The organism is Chryseobacterium capnotolerans, from assembly GCF_021278965.1.
GTDB classification, from domain to species: domain Bacteria; phylum Bacteroidota; class Bacteroidia; order Flavobacteriales; family Weeksellaceae; genus Chryseobacterium; species Chryseobacterium capnotolerans.
The window spans coordinates 3,611,546-3,629,478 of record NZ_CP065589.1 but is presented as its reverse complement, the minus strand read 5'-3'; the positions used below and the strand labels follow the sequence as shown (position 1 = coordinate 3,629,478).

At 36.6% G+C, this 17,933-nt stretch carries 11 protein-coding genes and 1 pseudogene; 10 read left to right on the top strand and 2 right to left on the bottom strand.

The features are described 5' to 3' along the window. Positions 1–90 precede the first annotated feature (90 nt). Positions 91–2,097: an NAD-dependent DNA ligase LigA gene (gene ligA / locus H5J24_RS17420; protein WP_068941537.1), complete on the bottom strand. Its 2,007-nt coding sequence runs from the start codon at positions 2,095–2,097 to the stop codon at positions 91–93. Between the two features lie 435 nt (positions 2,098–2,532). On the opposite strand from ligA, the gene H5J24_RS17415 reads away from it, so the two are divergent. From H5J24_RS17415 to H5J24_RS17370, 10 genes and pseudogenes are all read left to right on the top strand, one after another. Further along, positions 2,533–5,628 (top strand): TonB-dependent receptor, encoded by a 3,096-nt coding sequence (locus H5J24_RS17415; RefSeq protein ID WP_068941539.1) that lies wholly within the window; start codon positions 2,533–2,535, stop codon positions 5,626–5,628. Positions 5,629–5,794: 166 nt separating this feature from the next. Further along, entirely contained in the window at positions 5,795–6,136 is a 342-nt protein-coding gene (locus H5J24_RS17410) for a glycerophosphodiester phosphodiesterase (protein WP_232815728.1), read from the top strand. Positions 6,137–6,144: 8 nt separating this feature from the next. Beyond that, the gene (locus H5J24_RS17405) at positions 6,145–6,426 is read left to right on the top strand and encodes a PI-PLC domain-containing protein (protein WP_232815727.1); all 282 of its coding nucleotides are present in this window, start codon (positions 6,145–6,147) and stop codon (positions 6,424–6,426) included. Between the two features lie 568 nt (positions 6,427–6,994). After that, positions 6,995–9,853, top strand: coding sequence for a SusC/RagA family TonB-linked outer membrane protein (locus tag H5J24_RS17400; protein WP_232815726.1), 2,859 nt, complete (start codon positions 6,995–6,997; stop codon positions 9,851–9,853). A 12-nt stretch (positions 9,854–9,865) separates the two neighbouring features. Beyond that, positions 9,866–11,317, top strand: a complete 1,452-nt coding sequence (locus H5J24_RS17395; protein ID WP_068941546.1) for a SusD/RagB family nutrient-binding outer membrane lipoprotein — start codon at positions 9,866–9,868, stop codon at positions 11,315–11,317. 48 nt (positions 11,318–11,365) lie between these two features. Then, positions 11,366–12,930: pseudogene (locus tag H5J24_RS17390) on the top strand (calcineurin-like phosphoesterase C-terminal domain-containing protein). A 324-nt stretch (positions 12,931–13,254) separates the two neighbouring features. Further along, on the top strand, positions 13,255–13,968 hold the full coding sequence (locus H5J24_RS17385; RefSeq protein ID WP_068941549.1) for a 3-ketoacyl-ACP reductase: 714 nt from the start codon (positions 13,255–13,257) through the stop codon (positions 13,966–13,968). Positions 13,969–14,264: 296 nt separating this feature from the next. Then, the gene (gene prmA / locus H5J24_RS17380) at positions 14,265–15,092 is read left to right on the top strand and encodes a 50S ribosomal protein L11 methyltransferase (protein ID WP_068941550.1); all 828 of its coding nucleotides are present in this window, start codon (positions 14,265–14,267) and stop codon (positions 15,090–15,092) included. A 17-nt stretch (positions 15,093–15,109) separates the two neighbouring features. Next, positions 15,110–15,955 carry an SH3 domain-containing protein gene (locus tag H5J24_RS17375; RefSeq protein WP_068941552.1) on the top strand — a complete coding sequence of 282 codons (846 nt, stop codon included), beginning with the start codon at positions 15,110–15,112 and terminating at the stop codon, positions 15,953–15,955. Between the two features lie 117 nt (positions 15,956–16,072). Then, a complete protein-coding gene (locus H5J24_RS17370; protein ID WP_068941554.1) occupies positions 16,073–16,705 on the top strand; it encodes an MgtC/SapB family protein in 633 nt (210 codons plus the stop codon). A gap of 452 nt (positions 16,706–17,157) precedes the next feature. Here H5J24_RS17370 and H5J24_RS17365 read toward each other — a convergent pair whose 3' ends face one another. Beyond that, positions 17,158–17,865, bottom strand: coding sequence for a 5'-nucleotidase, lipoprotein e(P4) family (locus tag H5J24_RS17365; protein WP_232815725.1), 708 nt, complete (start codon positions 17,863–17,865; stop codon positions 17,158–17,160). Between the last annotated feature and the right edge of the window lie 68 nt (positions 17,866–17,933).

The following is a 17,933-nucleotide window of genomic DNA, read 5'->3' as shown; positions in this document are numbered from 1 at the left end:
TGATTTTGAGTGCTTTATAAGCTTTGAAAACAATAAAGGCTGCGAAAACTCTTCGCAGCCTATTATCATGTAAGTTGGTATGTAAATTCTTTACTGTTTCTCAATCAAATCCAGAAACTGTTGCTCATCCAAAATTTCAATTGTTCCGATATCCTGAGCTTTTTTCAGCTTGCTTCCTGCTTTTTCCCCAACCACAAGATAGTTAAGGTTTTTAGAAACGGCAGAAATATTCTTTCCACCATGATTCTCTACCATTTCTTCAGCTGCTTCTCTGGTAAATAGGGATAATTTACCAGTGAAAAGGAAAGTCTTTCCTTCTAAAACATTAGATAATACTTCATTGGTGCTTTCTCCTTTTTCAAGCTGTACTCCGTAAGATTTCAGGCGCTCAATCATCAATAGGTTTTCAGTGTTTTTGAAAAACTCTTCAATACTTAAAGCGATTTTAGTTCCGATGTCTTCTACCTGGCAAAGTTCTTCTACAGAAGCATTCTTTAATTCCTCAATCGTAGGGAAGTTTTTCACCAGTTTTTTAGCAACTGTTTCTCCTACATGCTTGATCCCAATTCCGTACAATACCTTTTCAAATGGAATTTCCTTAGATTTTTCAATTCCTGTAATGATATTCTGAGCAGATTTCTCCGCCATTCTTTCCAATGGGAGAAGCTGTTCTTTAGTTAAAGCATAGAAATCAGCAGGATTTTCAATCAGTTTTTCTCTGTAAAGCTGTTCGATGGTTTCACTCCCGAGATTATCAATATTTAAAGCCTTTCTGGAAACGTAGTGAATCATTCTTCCTACAACCTGTGGCGGGCAATGAAGTTCGTTTGGACAGAAATGGATAGCCTGGTCCTCAATTTTTACCAGTTCAGTTCCACATTCCGGGCAGTGTTTAATATATTCTATTTCTCTGCTTTCATCAGTTCTTTTATCCGTATTTACCCCAACGATCTTCGGAATAATTTCCCCTCCTTTTTCTACATAGACAAAATCATTTTCATGAAGATCAAGTTTCTTGATGATATCTTCATTATGTAAAGAGGCTCTTTTGACAATCGTTCCTGCTAATAAAACAGGTTTTAAGTTAGCCACAGGAGTAATCGCTCCGGTTCTTCCTACCTGGTAAGAAACGCTTTGAAGCTCGGTTTCTACCTTTTCAGCCTTAAATTTATAAGCCATAGCCCAACGCGGAGATTTGGCAGTATATCCAAGCTGTCTTTGTTGTTGTAAAGAATTAACCTTTAATACAATTCCATCAATTTCAAATGGCAGATTATGACGCTCCGTGTCCCAGAAAGTGATGAATTCCTTTACCTCATCCAGGGTTTTACAAAGTTTTGCCTGTTGTGAGGTTTTGAACCCCCAGCTTTGTGCCTTTTGCAATAATTCCCAATGAGTTTCCGCAGGAGTTTCATCAGAAATATACTGATATAATACAGAAGAAAGAGAACGTTTTCTTACCTCAGCACTATCCTGCATTTTTAAACTTCCACTTGCTGTATTTCTAGGATTCATGAATGGATCTAATCCTTCCTCTTCACGAAGTTGATTAAGCTTATCAAAATTCTTTCTCGTTAAATAAATCTCACCGCGCATAAAGAATTGCGAAGGGAAGTCCCCTTTTAACGTCAATGGAATATCCGAGATGGTACGTACGTTCGGAGTGATTTCATCTCCTTGAAAACCATCACCACGAGTTACAGCTTGGGTAAGTTTCCCGTTTTCATAAAGAATGGAGATAGATGCTCCGTCATACTTTAATTCAGCTACAAATTCTACAGGGTCATCAATAGTTTTAATAATCCTTTTTTCCCAGTCTTCCAGATCATCAAAATCATAAGAATTATCCAGAGAGTACATTCTGAATTTGTGCTGGATGGTAGGGAATACCTTTGTAATGCCGCCTCCTACACGCATTGAAGGTGAGTTTTCATCATAAAACTCAGGGTGCTTGGCTTCCAGATCCTGAAGTTGCTCCAGTAACATGTCAAATTCGTAATCTGTAATGGTAGGAGTATCCAGAAGGTAGTAGCTTTCGTTATGCTGGTGCAGCTCTTTGCGGAGCTGTTCTATTTTTTGTTGAATGTTTTCAGACATCAGGTTTATATCTTTTGAGCAAAAATAACTAAAGTAGTGGAAATTTGAAGCGAAAATTTTAAACGGAAAAGAATACATAAGCATTTTTAAATAGAATTTTCGGCTTTATAAGGATATATACTACAGATCTCTTAGCTGAGTATTAATGCGATTGCGAACGTATACAACTCATCAAAATAAAAGTCTTTGTGAATTCTGCGTTAAAAATATAAAGCTCAGAACCATGACATAATTTCATTTAAAAAATAACGGAATTAAATATTACCGGAAAATTAATAATCCGTAACATGCTTCAATCAACTGATCCTGTACAAAATAAAACAGTTGTTTAAAATTATTTAACATAACGTTCCAATTTAATTAAAAAAATGTTAAAACTCCCTTAAACAGAAGCCTATCAAAGTCAAAATACCTTTGCACATCTAATTTAATGTCATGAGAAAAGTAAAGATTGTACTGGGGTTATTGTTTTTAGGATTAGGAACAATGGCGTATGCACAGACTACGCAGGCTTCCATTGTAGGAAAAGTAACCGGACCGGGAAGTTCCGCTCAGGAAAAAGTGAAAGTGACCATCGTCAATGAATCTACAGGGTTCAGAACGGAAACAGAAACGAACTCAAAAGGGGAATATATCTTTAAGGAGATTCCTCTTGGCGGGCCATATACAGTTATTGTAAATGAAGATAAGAAAGAAGGGTTCAATGTGAACTTTGGTGATCAGGTGACTGTAAACATGGATTTGGGTAATGAAAAGCATATTGAAGAAGTAAGAATTACCGGAAACCTGAAGAACAAGATCGGAAACCTGGGGGCTGCTACAGCGATCTCTGCAAAGAATATCGGTATCCTTCCTGTGAATGGAAGAAATTTTACCAATCTTACGGAACTGTCTCCTCTAAGTGGAAAAGGAGGAAATCTTTCCGGACAGCTGGGATCTTCTACTAACTTTACTATTGACGGAATGACGGCTAAAAATCCAACTTCTGCAGGATCTACAACCAGTCGAAGCGGGGCGCCTTTCTCTATCTCCATTGAAGCAGTACGTGAATTTAAAATTACGACCAACCAATATGATGTAACCTTGGGGAGAAGCGGTGGCGGAACGGTAAGTGCCGTTACCAAATCCGGTACCAATAAATTTTCCGGAAGTGCATGGGAGTATTTAAGAGCCAACTGGCTTTCCAGCCCTTATGACATCAGAGGAAACAAAAGACAGAATGATTTCTCTACTTCTCAGTTCGGATTCTCTTTGGGGGGACCTGTCATCAAAAATAAATTGCACTTTTTCGTAGCATGGGATCATCAGTTAGATTCAAGACCTTTGATTATTGCAGATATCAGGTCTAAGGAGGATGAAAAGAGATTTAATACCACAACAGAAACACTTAATAAGTTTTTAGACATTGCAAGAGCTAAGTATGGAGTAGGAAATACGCCTCAGTTTGGAAGCTTTGATAAAGTAAGAAACTCTGATGCTGCATTTTTACGTTTAGACTGGCAGATCAATGAGAAGCATTTGTTGACATTGAGAAATAATTTCACTTATGATCTCAATAAAAACGGTTTAGGAGATAATACCAGTATCAACTTCTTTGAATCTTACGGGAATGATAAAAACCTTGACAATAGCTTATTATTGACTTTAAGGTCAAACCTAAAGCCTAATTTAACCAATGAATTGAAAGCTCAGTATTTGTATACCTTCCAAAACAGTTATCAAAATGATGAATTAGGAAGACCTGTACCAAGAGCTATTGTAGAAGGAGTGGCATCAAGTGCCGGATCTACAAATATCCAGATCGGCGGACACCGTTTTGCCCAGGAAAGTTTTAGAAATAATGTATTCCAGATCGTAGATAACTTATATTACAATACGGATAAAGTAAAATATACTTTCGGTGCTGATCTCATGTTTACCACTTCAAAATCGGTGTATGGAAGTGAAGTAAACGGAAGATTTCATTTCAAGGATGATCCGGATAAAAAGATAAGCAGTCTTGATAATTTTGATAATCTTAAACCTTACAGGTATTATAGGGAAGTTCCTTTAATGGATGATCCGTCAGTGAGATCTAATATCTGGAATATTGGTGTTTATGGACAATTTCAGACTAAAATAGCCAAAGGATTAGATTTAATGGCTGGTTTGAGGTTAGATTATGGCGGGTATCCAAAAGCAGAGCTCAATCAGAAATTACTTGATGAAATGGGGATCAGAACAGATAATAAGATCAAATCTTTCGTTATCCAGCCAAGATTCCAGTTTGAGTGGAATATCAACGAACAAAATAAAGATTTCCTGAAATTTGGAGCAGGGATATTCTCTTCAGATATCAACAATTATATGATTATCAATAATCTTGTATTTGATGGAAAACACCTTGCTACAGTAGATGTAGATCCTGCAACTGTGGGGCTAACACCGGATTTTAATAGTTATAGAAATAATTACGGTTCAATTCCTACGCTTGCTAAGGAGCAGGTTCCAACCATCAATTATACAGGTAAAGATGCTAAAATTCCAATCGTTTACAAGGCGAATATTTCCTATACCCACTTCTTTAATGATAGATTCAGGGCCGGATTGGCAGCCTACATGGCTTTAGGTAGAAATAACTACTATTATTATGATAGAAACATGGTTGCTAATCCATTCTTTACATTGGATAATGAAGGAGGAAGAGGGGTTTATGTTCCTACCTCTGCGATAAACGGTGCAAAAATTGACTGGAAAGAAGGACGAATCAATAAGAACTTCGGAAGAGTATTGGAATTGGTAAGCGATGGTAAAGTAAACCAGTTCTCGTTTGTATTGGATACCAGCTACCGTTATTGGAAAGATGGAGAGATCACGGCAAGTTATACATGGTCGGATATTAAAGACAATACTTCATACAACGGAAACGTAGCCAATTCAGCAACGCTATCTACAATGGTTCAGGGAGATCCGAGAGATTTAAGAATGTCATATTCTGATAACCAGTTCCGAAATAAAGTAGTTATCTATGGTAACTCACCTACCATTGCAGGATTTACATTAGGAATCAGATATTCAGGAATCGGTGGAACGCGTTTCTCTATGACAGCAGGAGGAAATATTAACGGAGATTTTGTGGATAGCAATGACCTTGCGTATCTCTTCCCGAATATAGCTCAATCTATAATAGATGACCCTAATGTAGGAAAAGCATTGAAAGATTATGTGAGCGAATACAACGGTAAAATTGCAGAACGTAACGGAGGCAAGAACGGATTCTATGGAGTTTGGGATTTACGTATAGCCAAGAAGATAAAATTTGATAAAATCGGAGCATTTGAACTTTCTGTAGATATCTTCAATGTAGCCAATTTGCTTAATAAAGAATGGGGCGTAAATGAATCGTACGGAAATGTCTCAATGTACAGAATTAAAAGTTTTGATCCTGTGACCAAAAGATTTGAATATACAAAAAATGTCAGCGGTAACGGTTTAGCCCCTTTATCAGGGAATCCATACCAGATTCAGATTGGAGCGAAATATAGTTTTTAATCAATAATTATAGTTAGTAGCCACAAAAGACAGCGTTTTTAAGAGACAGTATATAAAATACGCTAGTAAGAGCTTTCTTTTGTGGTTTTATATTTCTTAATAAGTCCCATAATAATTACCTTTATCAAAAGTTTGAGGACTTTGTTTTAATTATCTAAATTATATTATGAAAAATTTTATCTTAGGGTTAGCAGTTTTAAGTACAGTTTTAATGAAAGCACAAACCCAGATCATTGCCCATAGAGGATATTTCCAGGCTCAGCCCCCTACAACTGAAAATTCTATTCAATCATTAGAAAATGCTCAGAAATTAAAAGTTTACGGTTCCGAATTTGATGTGAGAATGACCAAAGACGGAGTATTGGTTATCAATCATGATGAGCACCATGGAAAGATGGAAATCTCTGAAACATCATTCAAGGAATTGGAAGCTTTGAAATTATCAAACGGGGAAAAGTTTCCTACTTTAAAAGATTATCTGAAGCAAGGAAAAAAGATGCTTCCGTAAAACTGATCGTGGAGATCAAGCCGGCAAAAACTCCTGAAATCGAAAATGAGATTACCCAGAAGACCATTAAGATGATTAAAGATATGAAGCTGGAATCTCAAAGTGAATTTATTTCTTTCAGCCTGAATATCTGCAAGGAGATAAAAAAAATAGCCCCAGCATTTAAAGTTCAGTATCTGAACGGAGAGTTGTCACCGGAGCAGATCAAAAAGAAGGTCTTGATGGGATGGATTATCACTACAGTGTTTTCCAGAAAAACCCAACCTGGATTGCTGAAGCTAAAACTTTAGGATTGATCACCAATTCTTGGACAGTAAATGATGCCGCTGTATATGATGAATTGAAAAAGCAGGGAATAGGCTTTGTAACTACAAACATTCCTGAACAGCTTAAAAATAAATAATAGCAAGCAAACAAGAACCAATAATTTTCCAAAGTCTGTCCTTTCAAGGATAGACTTTTTGTTTTATATAAATTCCTGCTCACAAAGATCATGAAATCAATGTATTCAATTGTTTTGACCTTATATTATCTCAGGGCAAGACAATAAAGATACAGTAATAAATAGAATTTCAAAATAGTGTTAAAAATTCTTAATTTCTTAATTGATTAATAGTCAACGGAATGTCTAATATTGTTAAGGAATACTTAATATTTTATTCAATAAACATTTAATAAACGTTAAAGCGTTGTTAAAACCATACTCATAATGTCGGTTTAATTTTGCGCAAACAAAAAGGATATGCGTAAAGAGACACAAAAGTTGTTGGTTTTGTCACTGTTAGGACTATTCAGTGCCAATCTGACGGCTCAGCAGAAAGCAAAAAAGATACGGTTAAAGGACTAGACGAAGTAGTAGTGACTGCTTTGGGTATCAAAAGGCACGACAAGTCTTTAGGGTACTCTACCCAGACTGTTAACTCTGAGGAAATTCTAAGAACTCAGAATAACAACTGGGCACAGGCTTTAGAAGGGAAAGTGGCCGGATTAAAGATTCAGACTGCCGGAGCAGGACCTTTAGGCACAAGCCGTATCACCCTGCGAGGAGACATTTCCATGAGTATGGGAAATAATGATGCTTTGATTGTTGTGGATGGCGTTCCTTTGAGTGGAAAAAAAACAGGGACCGGAACTGCAGCTTATGGAGCAGGCTCAGGTGGTGATTTACCTATTGATTATGGTGATAGTTTCAACAGTATCAATCCTGATGATATAGAATCCATTTCTATCCTTAAAGGGCCTACAGCATCCGCATTATATGGTTCAAGAGGTTCAAGAGGAGCTATTATGATTACCACTAAATCTGGAAAAAGCAAAAAAGGAAAAGTTCAGGTAGCCTTCAATTCTTATTCAAGTTATGATTCCGTACTGAAATGGCCGGATTATCAGTATGAATACGGACAGGGAACTCAGCAGAAAGATAAAAACGGGAATTATTATTATTCTTATGGAGCATCTGCTGATGGAGTGAATACAGGTTCTACGAGTAGTGCCTTCGGACCGAAGTTTGACGGACAGTACTACTTTCAATATGACCCCAATGTAGAGGGACAAAGCCTGGAAAGACAGCTTTGGAGACCTTATAAAAATAACATTAAAGACTTCTGGCAGGTGGGGTCTAATTATTCAAACAGTCTATCAGTAGAGCATTCCAATGAAACTACGGCATTCAGGACATCCCTTAGCTATCTGAAAAATGAATGGATGATGCCTAATACAGGCCTAGACAGATTCAATGTGGCTTTATCATTAGATCATAAACTAAGCAGTAGATTAAAGATAGGAACTAAAGTGAACTTTAGTCAGACGAAAAGTGATAACCTTCCTGCAACAGGATATAACAACCAGTCGATCTCTTATTTTATGATTTTCCAGAATCCAAACGTTGATCTTGCCTGGTACAGACCTATCTGGAAGAAAGGACAAGATCAGGTAGATCAGATTCACCCTTTCAGTTCCTATATTGACAATCCTTATCTGATTGCCTATGAAAATCTGAATGGGACCAATAAAAAAACAATTACAGGAAATATTAATATCAGCTACCAATTGGCTAAAAATCTTGATGTGGCCTATAAAACCGGTTTGGAATGGAACAATGAATTCCGTACTCAAAGAAGACCGTGGAGCTCCGCAAATTATGCTAAAGGGTATTACAGAGAGCAATACATCAGGTATATGGATCTGAATAATGATGTTTTATTGACCTACAAAAACAAATTCGGAAACATCGGATTAACCGCTTCAGCGGGAGGAAACATCAGATATCATGAATATACTATGAATGATTATAGAGGAAATGGCCTTAATAAAGCAGGACTTTATCAGCTTTCTAATGCCACTCAGGTAGAATACAAACTTCCAAAACCTAATGATAATCAGGTAAACAGTGTATATGCATTAGCAAATTTCAGTTATAAAGACATGATCTTCCTGGATGTAACGGCAAGAAATGACTGGAGCAGTACGCTCCCGGCCCATAACAGGTCTTATTTTTACCCGTCTGTATCATCATCCTTTATTTTATCGGATATCTTTAAATTAAAATCAGACAAATTCAACTTCTGGAAACTGAGATTATCATGGTCTAAAGTAGGAAATGATACATATACTTATATGCTTGATAAGTATTACGAGAACAGTGGATTTGTAGGCTCTGTAGAATCACCATTACTTTATCCGAATCCAAACCTGAAACCTGAGATGATTACCAATATTGAAGGAGGTATGGATTTCACCCTTCTTAAAAACAGGTTGACATTTAACTTTACAGCCTATCAGAATAATTCTAAAGATCAGTCGATTATTATCCCAATGCTGCTTGAAACAGGGTATAATAAAAGAATTATCAATGCCGGTGAGCTGAGAAACAGAGGGATTGAAATGACCCTAAATGCTTATCCAATCAAGAATAAAAATTTCTCATGGAGCGTAAATGCCAATTGGTCCATGAACAGAAATAAGATACTATCCCTTCCTGAAGAATATCAAGGAAAACCTTATACCATGGGAAGTGTAGGAGGTGTAGTATTCTACGATGCTGTAGTAGGAGGTTCTTTAGGAGATATGTACGGAGCGGGATTATTGTATTCACCGGACGGACAAGTGATCTATGATGCAAAAGACGGCTTAACAGCTAAGTCAACCGAAATGAAAAAAATAGGAAATGCTTATCCGAAGTGGAGAGCAGGTCTTCAGAACGAATTCAGATACAAAAATATTACAGTGAGTTTTTCATTTGACGGGCAATATAAGGGAATTGCTTACTCACACTCACATCACAAAATGTCCGAGCAAGGAAAACTTGCCCATACCCTTGTAGGAAGAGACAATCCCGGAGGTTTAATTGTTGGGCAGGGAGTTGTTCAAAACCCTGATGGAACCTTTTCTCCAAATACAAAAGGAGTTCCTGTTTCTACTTATTACGGGGATTACTACAGAAGAGCAAACATAGAAACCAATTCTTTTGACACTTCATTCCTTAAGCTGAGGGATGCCAGAATCTCTTATTCTTTCCCGAAATCAATTGTTGAACCTTTAAAACTTACAGATATTACCCTTGCGGTATTCGGAAGAAACCTTTGGATGTGGACGAAGTTTCCTTTATTTGATCCGGAAGCAGCTACTTTGGATGATTCCACCATTACACCAGGAGTTGAGATGGGGCAGCTGCCTCAGGCAAGGACTATTGGGTTTCAGTTAAATGTTAAATTTTAAAATCAGAAAAAAATGAAAAAGATAATCTATATATGTTCATTTCTTACTCTTGTGGGCAGTACTGTTTCTTGTGATAGAAGTCTTGATGAGATCAATAAAGATACCAGTAGAATTAATGTACCAGTTGCCAGTGCTTTGCTGGTTCCTATCCAATACAATATGGCGACGGTAGGGTATAACAGATCCAATGATTTTACCTTTGATATTATGCAGGTTTCTCTGGATTTTCCTAATGAAGGAAACTCATTGAGCCGCTACTATTTAACAGAAAAAACAGGAAATGGTTTCTGGGATAATTCTTACCGATGGCTAAAACAGGTGGATGATCTTAAAAAAGCCTCAATTTCTGAAGGGGATAAAAACTATCAGGCTATTTCAATGGTATTGAATGCATGGATTTATTCCAATCTTACCGATACCTACGGAGATATTCCGTTTTCCGAAGCATCCCAGCTGGATGATAAGGTGATGTATCCGAAATTCGACAGGCAAAAAGATATTTATGTGAAATTATTAGATGATTTGAAAGCAGCCAATGCTCTTTTTATAAGCAATAAAACACTTACAGGAGGAGATATATTCTTTAAAGCAGATTCAGATGTCAATGGAATTACCAATTGGAAAAAATTCTGTAATTCTCTTTCTTTAAGATTATTGACAAGAATTTTAAGCAAAGATGGAGAAGTTAATGTTAGAGAAAGAATCCAGGAGATTGTAAATAACCCTGCAACCTATCCTATTTTTCAAAGTAATGCAGATGGTGTAAAAGTAGATATCACAGGAATTTTCCCACTAATGCCGCCTATCGCAAGACCTCAGGATTTTACAACAGGTAGAGCCGCTTCAGAATTCTTCGTAGAAACATTGAAAGCAAATAATGACCCACGTTTGGCGATGTTCTTCTCTCAGGCAAAAGATCCTAAAACGAATGCTAATCTGGGATATATTGGAGCGCCGTCTGGGTATGCATTTGGAACCGTATTTGGTTACCAGCCATCCAACCTTAACCAAAACCTTGCAAAAGCACCTTTGAAACTTTTAGTGTATCCATATGCAGAACTTCAGTTGACCTTAGCAGAACTGGCATTCAAAGGAATTATCTCAGGAAATGCAAAAACTTACTATGAAAATGGAGTAAAAGCAGCTATCGAACAATGGGGAGCTGTAGTGCCTGCTAACTATTTTGATAACCCGGCAGTAGCATTTGGAACCGGAGATATGAAGAAAATTATGCTTCAGAAATATGTAGCCTTATTCTTTGTAGACCAGCAGCAATGGTTTGAAAAAAGAAGAACCGGCTTTCCGGCACTTCCTAATAATGGTGGTCTTTTAAATGGTGGAAACCTTCCTCAAAGACTAATGTATCCGCCTACCACAAGGGTATTGAATAAAGACAACTACCAGGCAGCAGTGCAGCAGATGGGTGGAGATGACATCAATGTAAAAGTATGGTGGAGCAAATAAGTATAATTAATAAAAAAATAAAAAATGAATATTAATATAAAACTATTAATGCCGTGTATGCTGGTTTCAGTAATGGCTTTTTCTCAGTCTTCCCTTTCAGGATATGTGTATGAAGACAGCAATAAAAATCAAAAGAAAGAAAACCGGGAAAAAGGAATTGAAGGAGTAGCAGTTTCTAATGGTGTTCAGGTGGTATTAACGGATAAAAATGGGCGTTACAGCCTGCCTGTTCAGGAAGATCAGACTATTTTTGTCATCAAACCATCAGGCTACCAAACTGCGTTGAACAGTAATAATCTGCCACAGTTTTACTATCACCATAAACCAAAAGGTTCCCCGGTAGATTTTAAATATAAAGGAGTAGCTCCAACAGGTGAACTTCCTAAAGAATTGAATTTTCCTCTTTATCAGCAGAATGAAAATAAAAACTTTGATATTCTGGTTTTTGGAGATCCTCAGCCTTATACAGAGAAAGAACTGGATTATTTTAAGAGAGGAATCGTAAACGAAGTGAAAAATACCAAAAAGAATGCAGTTTTGGGAATCAGTTTGGGAGATTTGGTAGGAGATAACCTGAGCTTGCAGAAGCCTTATGCTGATGTGATGAAGGAAGTAGGATTGCCTTGGTATAACGTAATGGGAAATCATGATATGAACTATGATGCCAAAGACGATCAACTTTCAGATGAAACCTTTGAATCCAACTTCGGTCCTGCCAATTACTCATTCAACTATGGAAATGTACACTTCATTATCCTTGATGATATTTTGTATCCCGATCCAAGAGATGGAAAAGGCTATTGGGGTGGATTCCGTGAAGATCAGCTTCAGTTCATTGAAAACGATCTGAAATTAGTGGATAAAAGCAAACTGATTGTAGTATCCTTCCATATTCCATTAGAACATCATAATGAAGATAGTTTCAGAAACGCAGACCGTCAGAAATTATTCGATTTCCTCAATCCTTTCCAGAATGTATTGCTTTTATCAGCACATACTCACATCCAACAGCAAATTTTCTATGGAAAAAAGCAGGCTGGAACGGCATCAAAGAATTGCATGAATACAACGTAGGAACTACTTGTGGAGACTGGTATTCCGGAACAGCTGACGAAGCTGGACTTCCTACCTCAACCATGAGAGATGGAACGGCAAAAGGATATTCTTTCATCAGCTTTACCGATAATCAATACAAAGTAAAATATAAAACTGCCGGAAAACCGGAAGATTATCAGATCAAATTATATGTTCCGAAAGTGATTCCGTTTCCATCAAAAACCTCTGCAAAAGTCTTGGCTAACTTCTTTATGGGAAGTAAAAAAGATAAAGTAGAGTACAGAATAGACAATGGGAAATGGGAAGAAATGGAGTATGACGAAACCATAGATCCAAACTTTGCTCTGTCTGTTTTCAAGTGGGATACCACAGAGAAAATCCTACAGGGAAGAAGACCTTCCAATCCTGAATTGTCAAAACATATCTGGGAAGCAGATTTTCCAAAAAAACTAACCCTGGGAAAACATAAAGTTGAGGTTAGAGCCGTAGACATGTACGGAAACCAGTTCTCCACTTCAGAAGAATTTGAAGTACAGAACGCCATCCAGATTCCTTAAGCTTTTCATTTTTTACTATACTTTTTTTAGATGTATAAACCGGTTTATAACGAGCCGGTTTTATTTTTTTTTGAGGCTTAAAGCTTATGGAGAACAACTGAATATCTATTTTTTAGTAAAAAATCAATTAGCCCACTTTATTAATAATACCATCTTCTAATGGCTTTAGCCTAAACTTACCCTTTTCATAAAATTCTTTTTACCTTAGGTAAAATTCAAGGACTCAATATCTATTCAAAACCATTAAAAAACTATTAAATCTCCTTTCTTTCCATTCCATAAAAATGTTCTTTCGTAACTTTGTGTTATAAAAGTATTACTACTATGAATATAAACGGAAAAAATGCCATTGTAACAGGTGGTGGAAGAGGACTAGGGAAAGCTGTAGCACTAGCTTTAGCGAATGAAGGAGTGAACGTTGCCATTACAGGAAGAAACGAAGAAAATCTTAAAAATACAGTTGAAGAAATTCAGAAACTAGGAGTAAATTCTGCATATGCAATATTCTCTATTGATGATGAAGCCGCTGTAAAGGCAGGAATTGAAACTTTAGCTGAGAAATTAGGCGGAGTAGATATCCTTGTCAATAATGCAGGAATCGGAGATTTCGGTACGATTGAAGAGATGCCGTCTGAAACTTGGGAACAGGTGATCAAAACCAATTTATTTGGAGTGTACTATGCAGCTAAAGCCGTTCATCCATTTATGAAAGCTAAAGGAGAAGGAGATATCGTAAACGTTGCTTCTACTGCAGGATTAAAAGGTGGACCAAATATGTCAGCATACGCTGCATCAAAAGCAGCTGTAGTTTCTCTATCTCAGTCGATGATGGCAGAATGGAGAAAACAAAACATCCGTGTAATTACATTGACACCAAGTACCATTGCTTCTGATATGAGTATCCAAGGCGGACTTACAGATGGAAATCCTGATAAGGTTCTACAACCTGAAGACTTCGCAGAATGGGTAAGAGATATCCTGAAAATGAACAGAAGAGCGCTCATCGCAAACGGTTCTATTTTCTCTACAAATCCATAAGATAGTCTAAGGTTTAAAGTTGTCATAATACAACTATTTCAATTTTAAATTATAGGTAAAGAATTCAATAAAAGCGGGCTTTAGTCCGCTTTCTTAATAATATTTCCATTCCAAGGGTTTTAGCCAAAACCTAAAAGAATCTGTGTCATCAGCTCAATCTGCGAGAGATAACAAAATCAATAGAAACCGGCTTTATCCATCCCACAAAACATAAAATCCACCAGCTTTATCCAAAACTTACCCTTTCCATTTTTTTAACCGTAATAACATTAGTATTTTTGCAGCAAATTATTCACATGCAAAATTATTTAGAATTCAATTTCAAGATTTCTCCATTGCAACCTTGGAACGAGATATTAATGGCAGAGCTTATCGAAATAGGTTTTGACAGCTTTACAGAGGAAATTCACGGAATTTTAGGATATATCCAGACCGATTTATTTAATGAAGATCAGCTTAAAGCACTTCCGATCTTTGAAAACGAAAATGTAAAAATTGAGTATTCTTTTGAAGAAATGCCGAACATCAACTGGAACGAAGAGTGGGAAAAAAACTTCTCACCCATTAATATTGATGATAAAGTATTGATCAGAGCAGAATTCCATGAGTCTGTACCGGGAATGCATGAAATTATCATTCAGCCTAAAATGTCATTCGGAACAGGGCATCACCCTACTACACACCTGATGATCCAGCAGATGATGGATATTGATTTCAATGGCAAGAAAGTGTTAGACATGGGATGTGGAACTTCTGTATTGGCAATTTATGCAAAACAACAGGGAGCAGGGGATACCAAAGCAATTGATATTGATGAATGGTCTGTAGAAAACTCAAAAGAAAATGCAGTTAGAAACAGTGTTGAATTAGATATTGAACAGGGAACAGCAGAAAACTTAGGAAGTGAGAATTTCGATATCATTTTGGCTAATATCAACAGAAATATCCTGATTTCAGATATTCCAACATATGTGTCTGTATTGAATGAAGGTGGAAAATTATTGCTTTCCGGACTTTGTTTCTTTGATGTAGATGATATTCTGGAAGTATGCAAGGAAAGTGGTCTTACCCTGAAGAAGCAGCTGCAGAGAGAAGAATGGGTAAGCTTACTGCTTGAAAAATAAAAAACGAAATAACAAATATGAAAACTTTATTGACTGCTTTATTTTTTCTGACAATACAGCTTTTGGCTGCACAGGAAAATGAAGTATATGCAGATGGTGTTTTTAATTTTACTGAAAACAAGAGCCAGAAGATCTTTACAGATTGGACAAGAGTAAGAAAAGAACCGGGTGTTAATGCTCCAATTTTAGATTCACTACAGACCAATCAGCAGATTATGATTCTTAAAAAAGAAGAAGAGATTCCGGCTCTGAAATTGGGAGAAAGAAGTGCCAATTGGTATAAAATCTCCTATCAGAAAGGAGATGCAGTTGCTGAAGGCTATGTCTGGGGAGCTAATCTTTGTGTAGGCTATCGTAATAAAAATGGATATGATTTTCTTTTCGGAATATCAAAGACGGTAAATAAGAAAATCAAGGACTTGAATGAATTTGATAAACAGAATATTGCCGGAATAAAAGTAATGGAAGGAAATGTTTTGATTGATGAGGTTACCTTTGATACTGGGAAAGGAGAAGAGTTAAGTACAGCTTCTTTTGCTATTGAAAGCGGCCATAAGCTGCAGGATGTAGAATTTACTTTAAAAGCAATGGTTTCTGGTGAAGCATGCGGTATTGCAGCCTATGATCAATATGTTCTCTATAAAGACAAGAAACTTATTTTGCTTCCACAATTGATGAATGTAGGAGATGCCGGAGCTTACTATCATAGTGAAGAGTACGTTTTTCCAAATGATAAAGGAGGAATTCCTAATGCATTTATCCTGAAAGTAGAAGATATGGAAACTGATGATCAGGACCGGGAGAAGAAAAAGAAATCTTCGAAAACCTATCTTTGGAATGGGAGCTCTTATAAACTTAAATAATCCTTTTGATTAAAATAAATGAAACCGTTGTCATTGTACAGCGGTTTTTTTGTTCAAAATGTCTCTTTCCCAATTGAAAAAAATCGAATACATTTATCCATATAAAAAACAGAGCCAATGAATGTGTTAGATGATATCCTTCCTATTTTATTTTCGGTGATTGTTGGTGGAATTATTGGGATTGAAAGAGAATATCAATTGAAGTCAGCAGGGCTTCGAACCATGATACTGGTGACGCTGGGAGCCTGCATTTTTACAATGCTTTCTATGAATCTGGGAGAGACAGGAAGTCCGGACCGTATTGCAGCCAATATTATTACAGGAATAGGTTTTGTGGGAGCTGGGGTCATCTTTAAGGAAGATAATAGAGTTTCAGGTCTTACAACGGCTGTTACCATTTGGATCTGTGCTGCTTTGGGAATGACAATAGGAGCAGGGTATTACCAAGAGGCTACAATAGGCTCCATTGTTGTTTTTCTATTACTTATCATGTTCAAATATGTTCAGGATATTATCGATAGGATTAGTACCCGGTATATCTATCAGATTACCCTTACATATGAAGATGGAGTAACAGAAAAATATGAAAATATCTTTAAAGAAAACGGCTTAAAATCAATCAGGGGAAAGCAGGTGAGAAGTGGAGATAAATATACAGCAATCTGGCGGGTACAGGGTACGGCAAGAAATCACAAAGTTTGTACAAAACTTCTTCTGAATGATCCGGGAATAGATGAATTCAAGTTTTAAAAATAAAATAGCCTTTGCATCAGTGTAAGGGCTTTATTTTAATATTAAAGTATACAAAATAAAATAGGACTGGAAAATCCAGCCCTACCCAAACATGATTAAGTGTATAGTTTAGCCATAAATGGCTACAAGGAATATTTGCACAAAAAGATTTTTATTGATGCTTAATCAATGTTTCTTTAAATAATAATTAAAACTAACTTTTATAAGGGTTCCCGGTAAAAGCTTACACATGTAAAAATAGTATGAATTATTATCTTCCTTAGGAAAAGCTAAACTGATCCTGCGAAATCAGCCGGTGAAACGGAATTTTCAAGAGATGAAACGTCTGAGGGTATCCAAAAGAAGAAAAATATCTATTGGGTAATATTCTATAAACAAAAATCCTCACAGCTTTACTGCAAGGATTCTCGATGGGTATGTTTTATTTAGCCGTGTTCTATATTTTTATGCTAAGGATTAGCTTTAACGGCATTATACATCATTGAATCTTTCTGCTGATGAGTATAATCGTATTTATATTGATAAAATGAAGATTCCCAGTCTCCATATCCCACATTAGGAATGATAATGAATTTTTTACCAAAATCATTGGCTGAATTTTTCACGGCAGCCGATCGTTCTGCTTCTGTTTTTTTATCAAATAGAGTAGAGAAATCGGCAAGATTATCACCTAGCAGAAGAACGATATTATAATTTTTGGAGATATTCAATCGTCTGTTTTCTTTACTGCTTTCTTTAGATCGAAGAATAAGATGGGTTTCACTTTGAATCGGATAATTGTATTTTTTGAGATTCTTCAAAGTTCCTGCACGTTCCTGTTCTACACGATTGGTAACATAAAATACTTGCACTCCTTTACTGGCGGCATATTGATAGAAATCCTGAGAGCCGGTAAGCGGGGTTGCGATCCCTTTGGCCGTCCATTCTTCCCATGTTTTCTGATCATAATCTTTTCCCATTTTCGAGCGTTCAACAGCATAATAGGAATTATCTAAAAAGGTCTCGTCAATATCCGAAACAATGGCTAATGGTTTATCCGATTTTTGTGCTAAGGCTTCATCCAGACGAAGTTTTGCAATATTATAGGCCTGCAGGCACAATGCTTCATATTCTGCAGCCCTTTGCTGATAGAATGCAGCATATATTTTTTCCGTCACGTCCAAGATTTTGATAAGGAGCATCTTGAACTGAATTTTTACTAACAGGAGTCACTGTTTTGCATGAC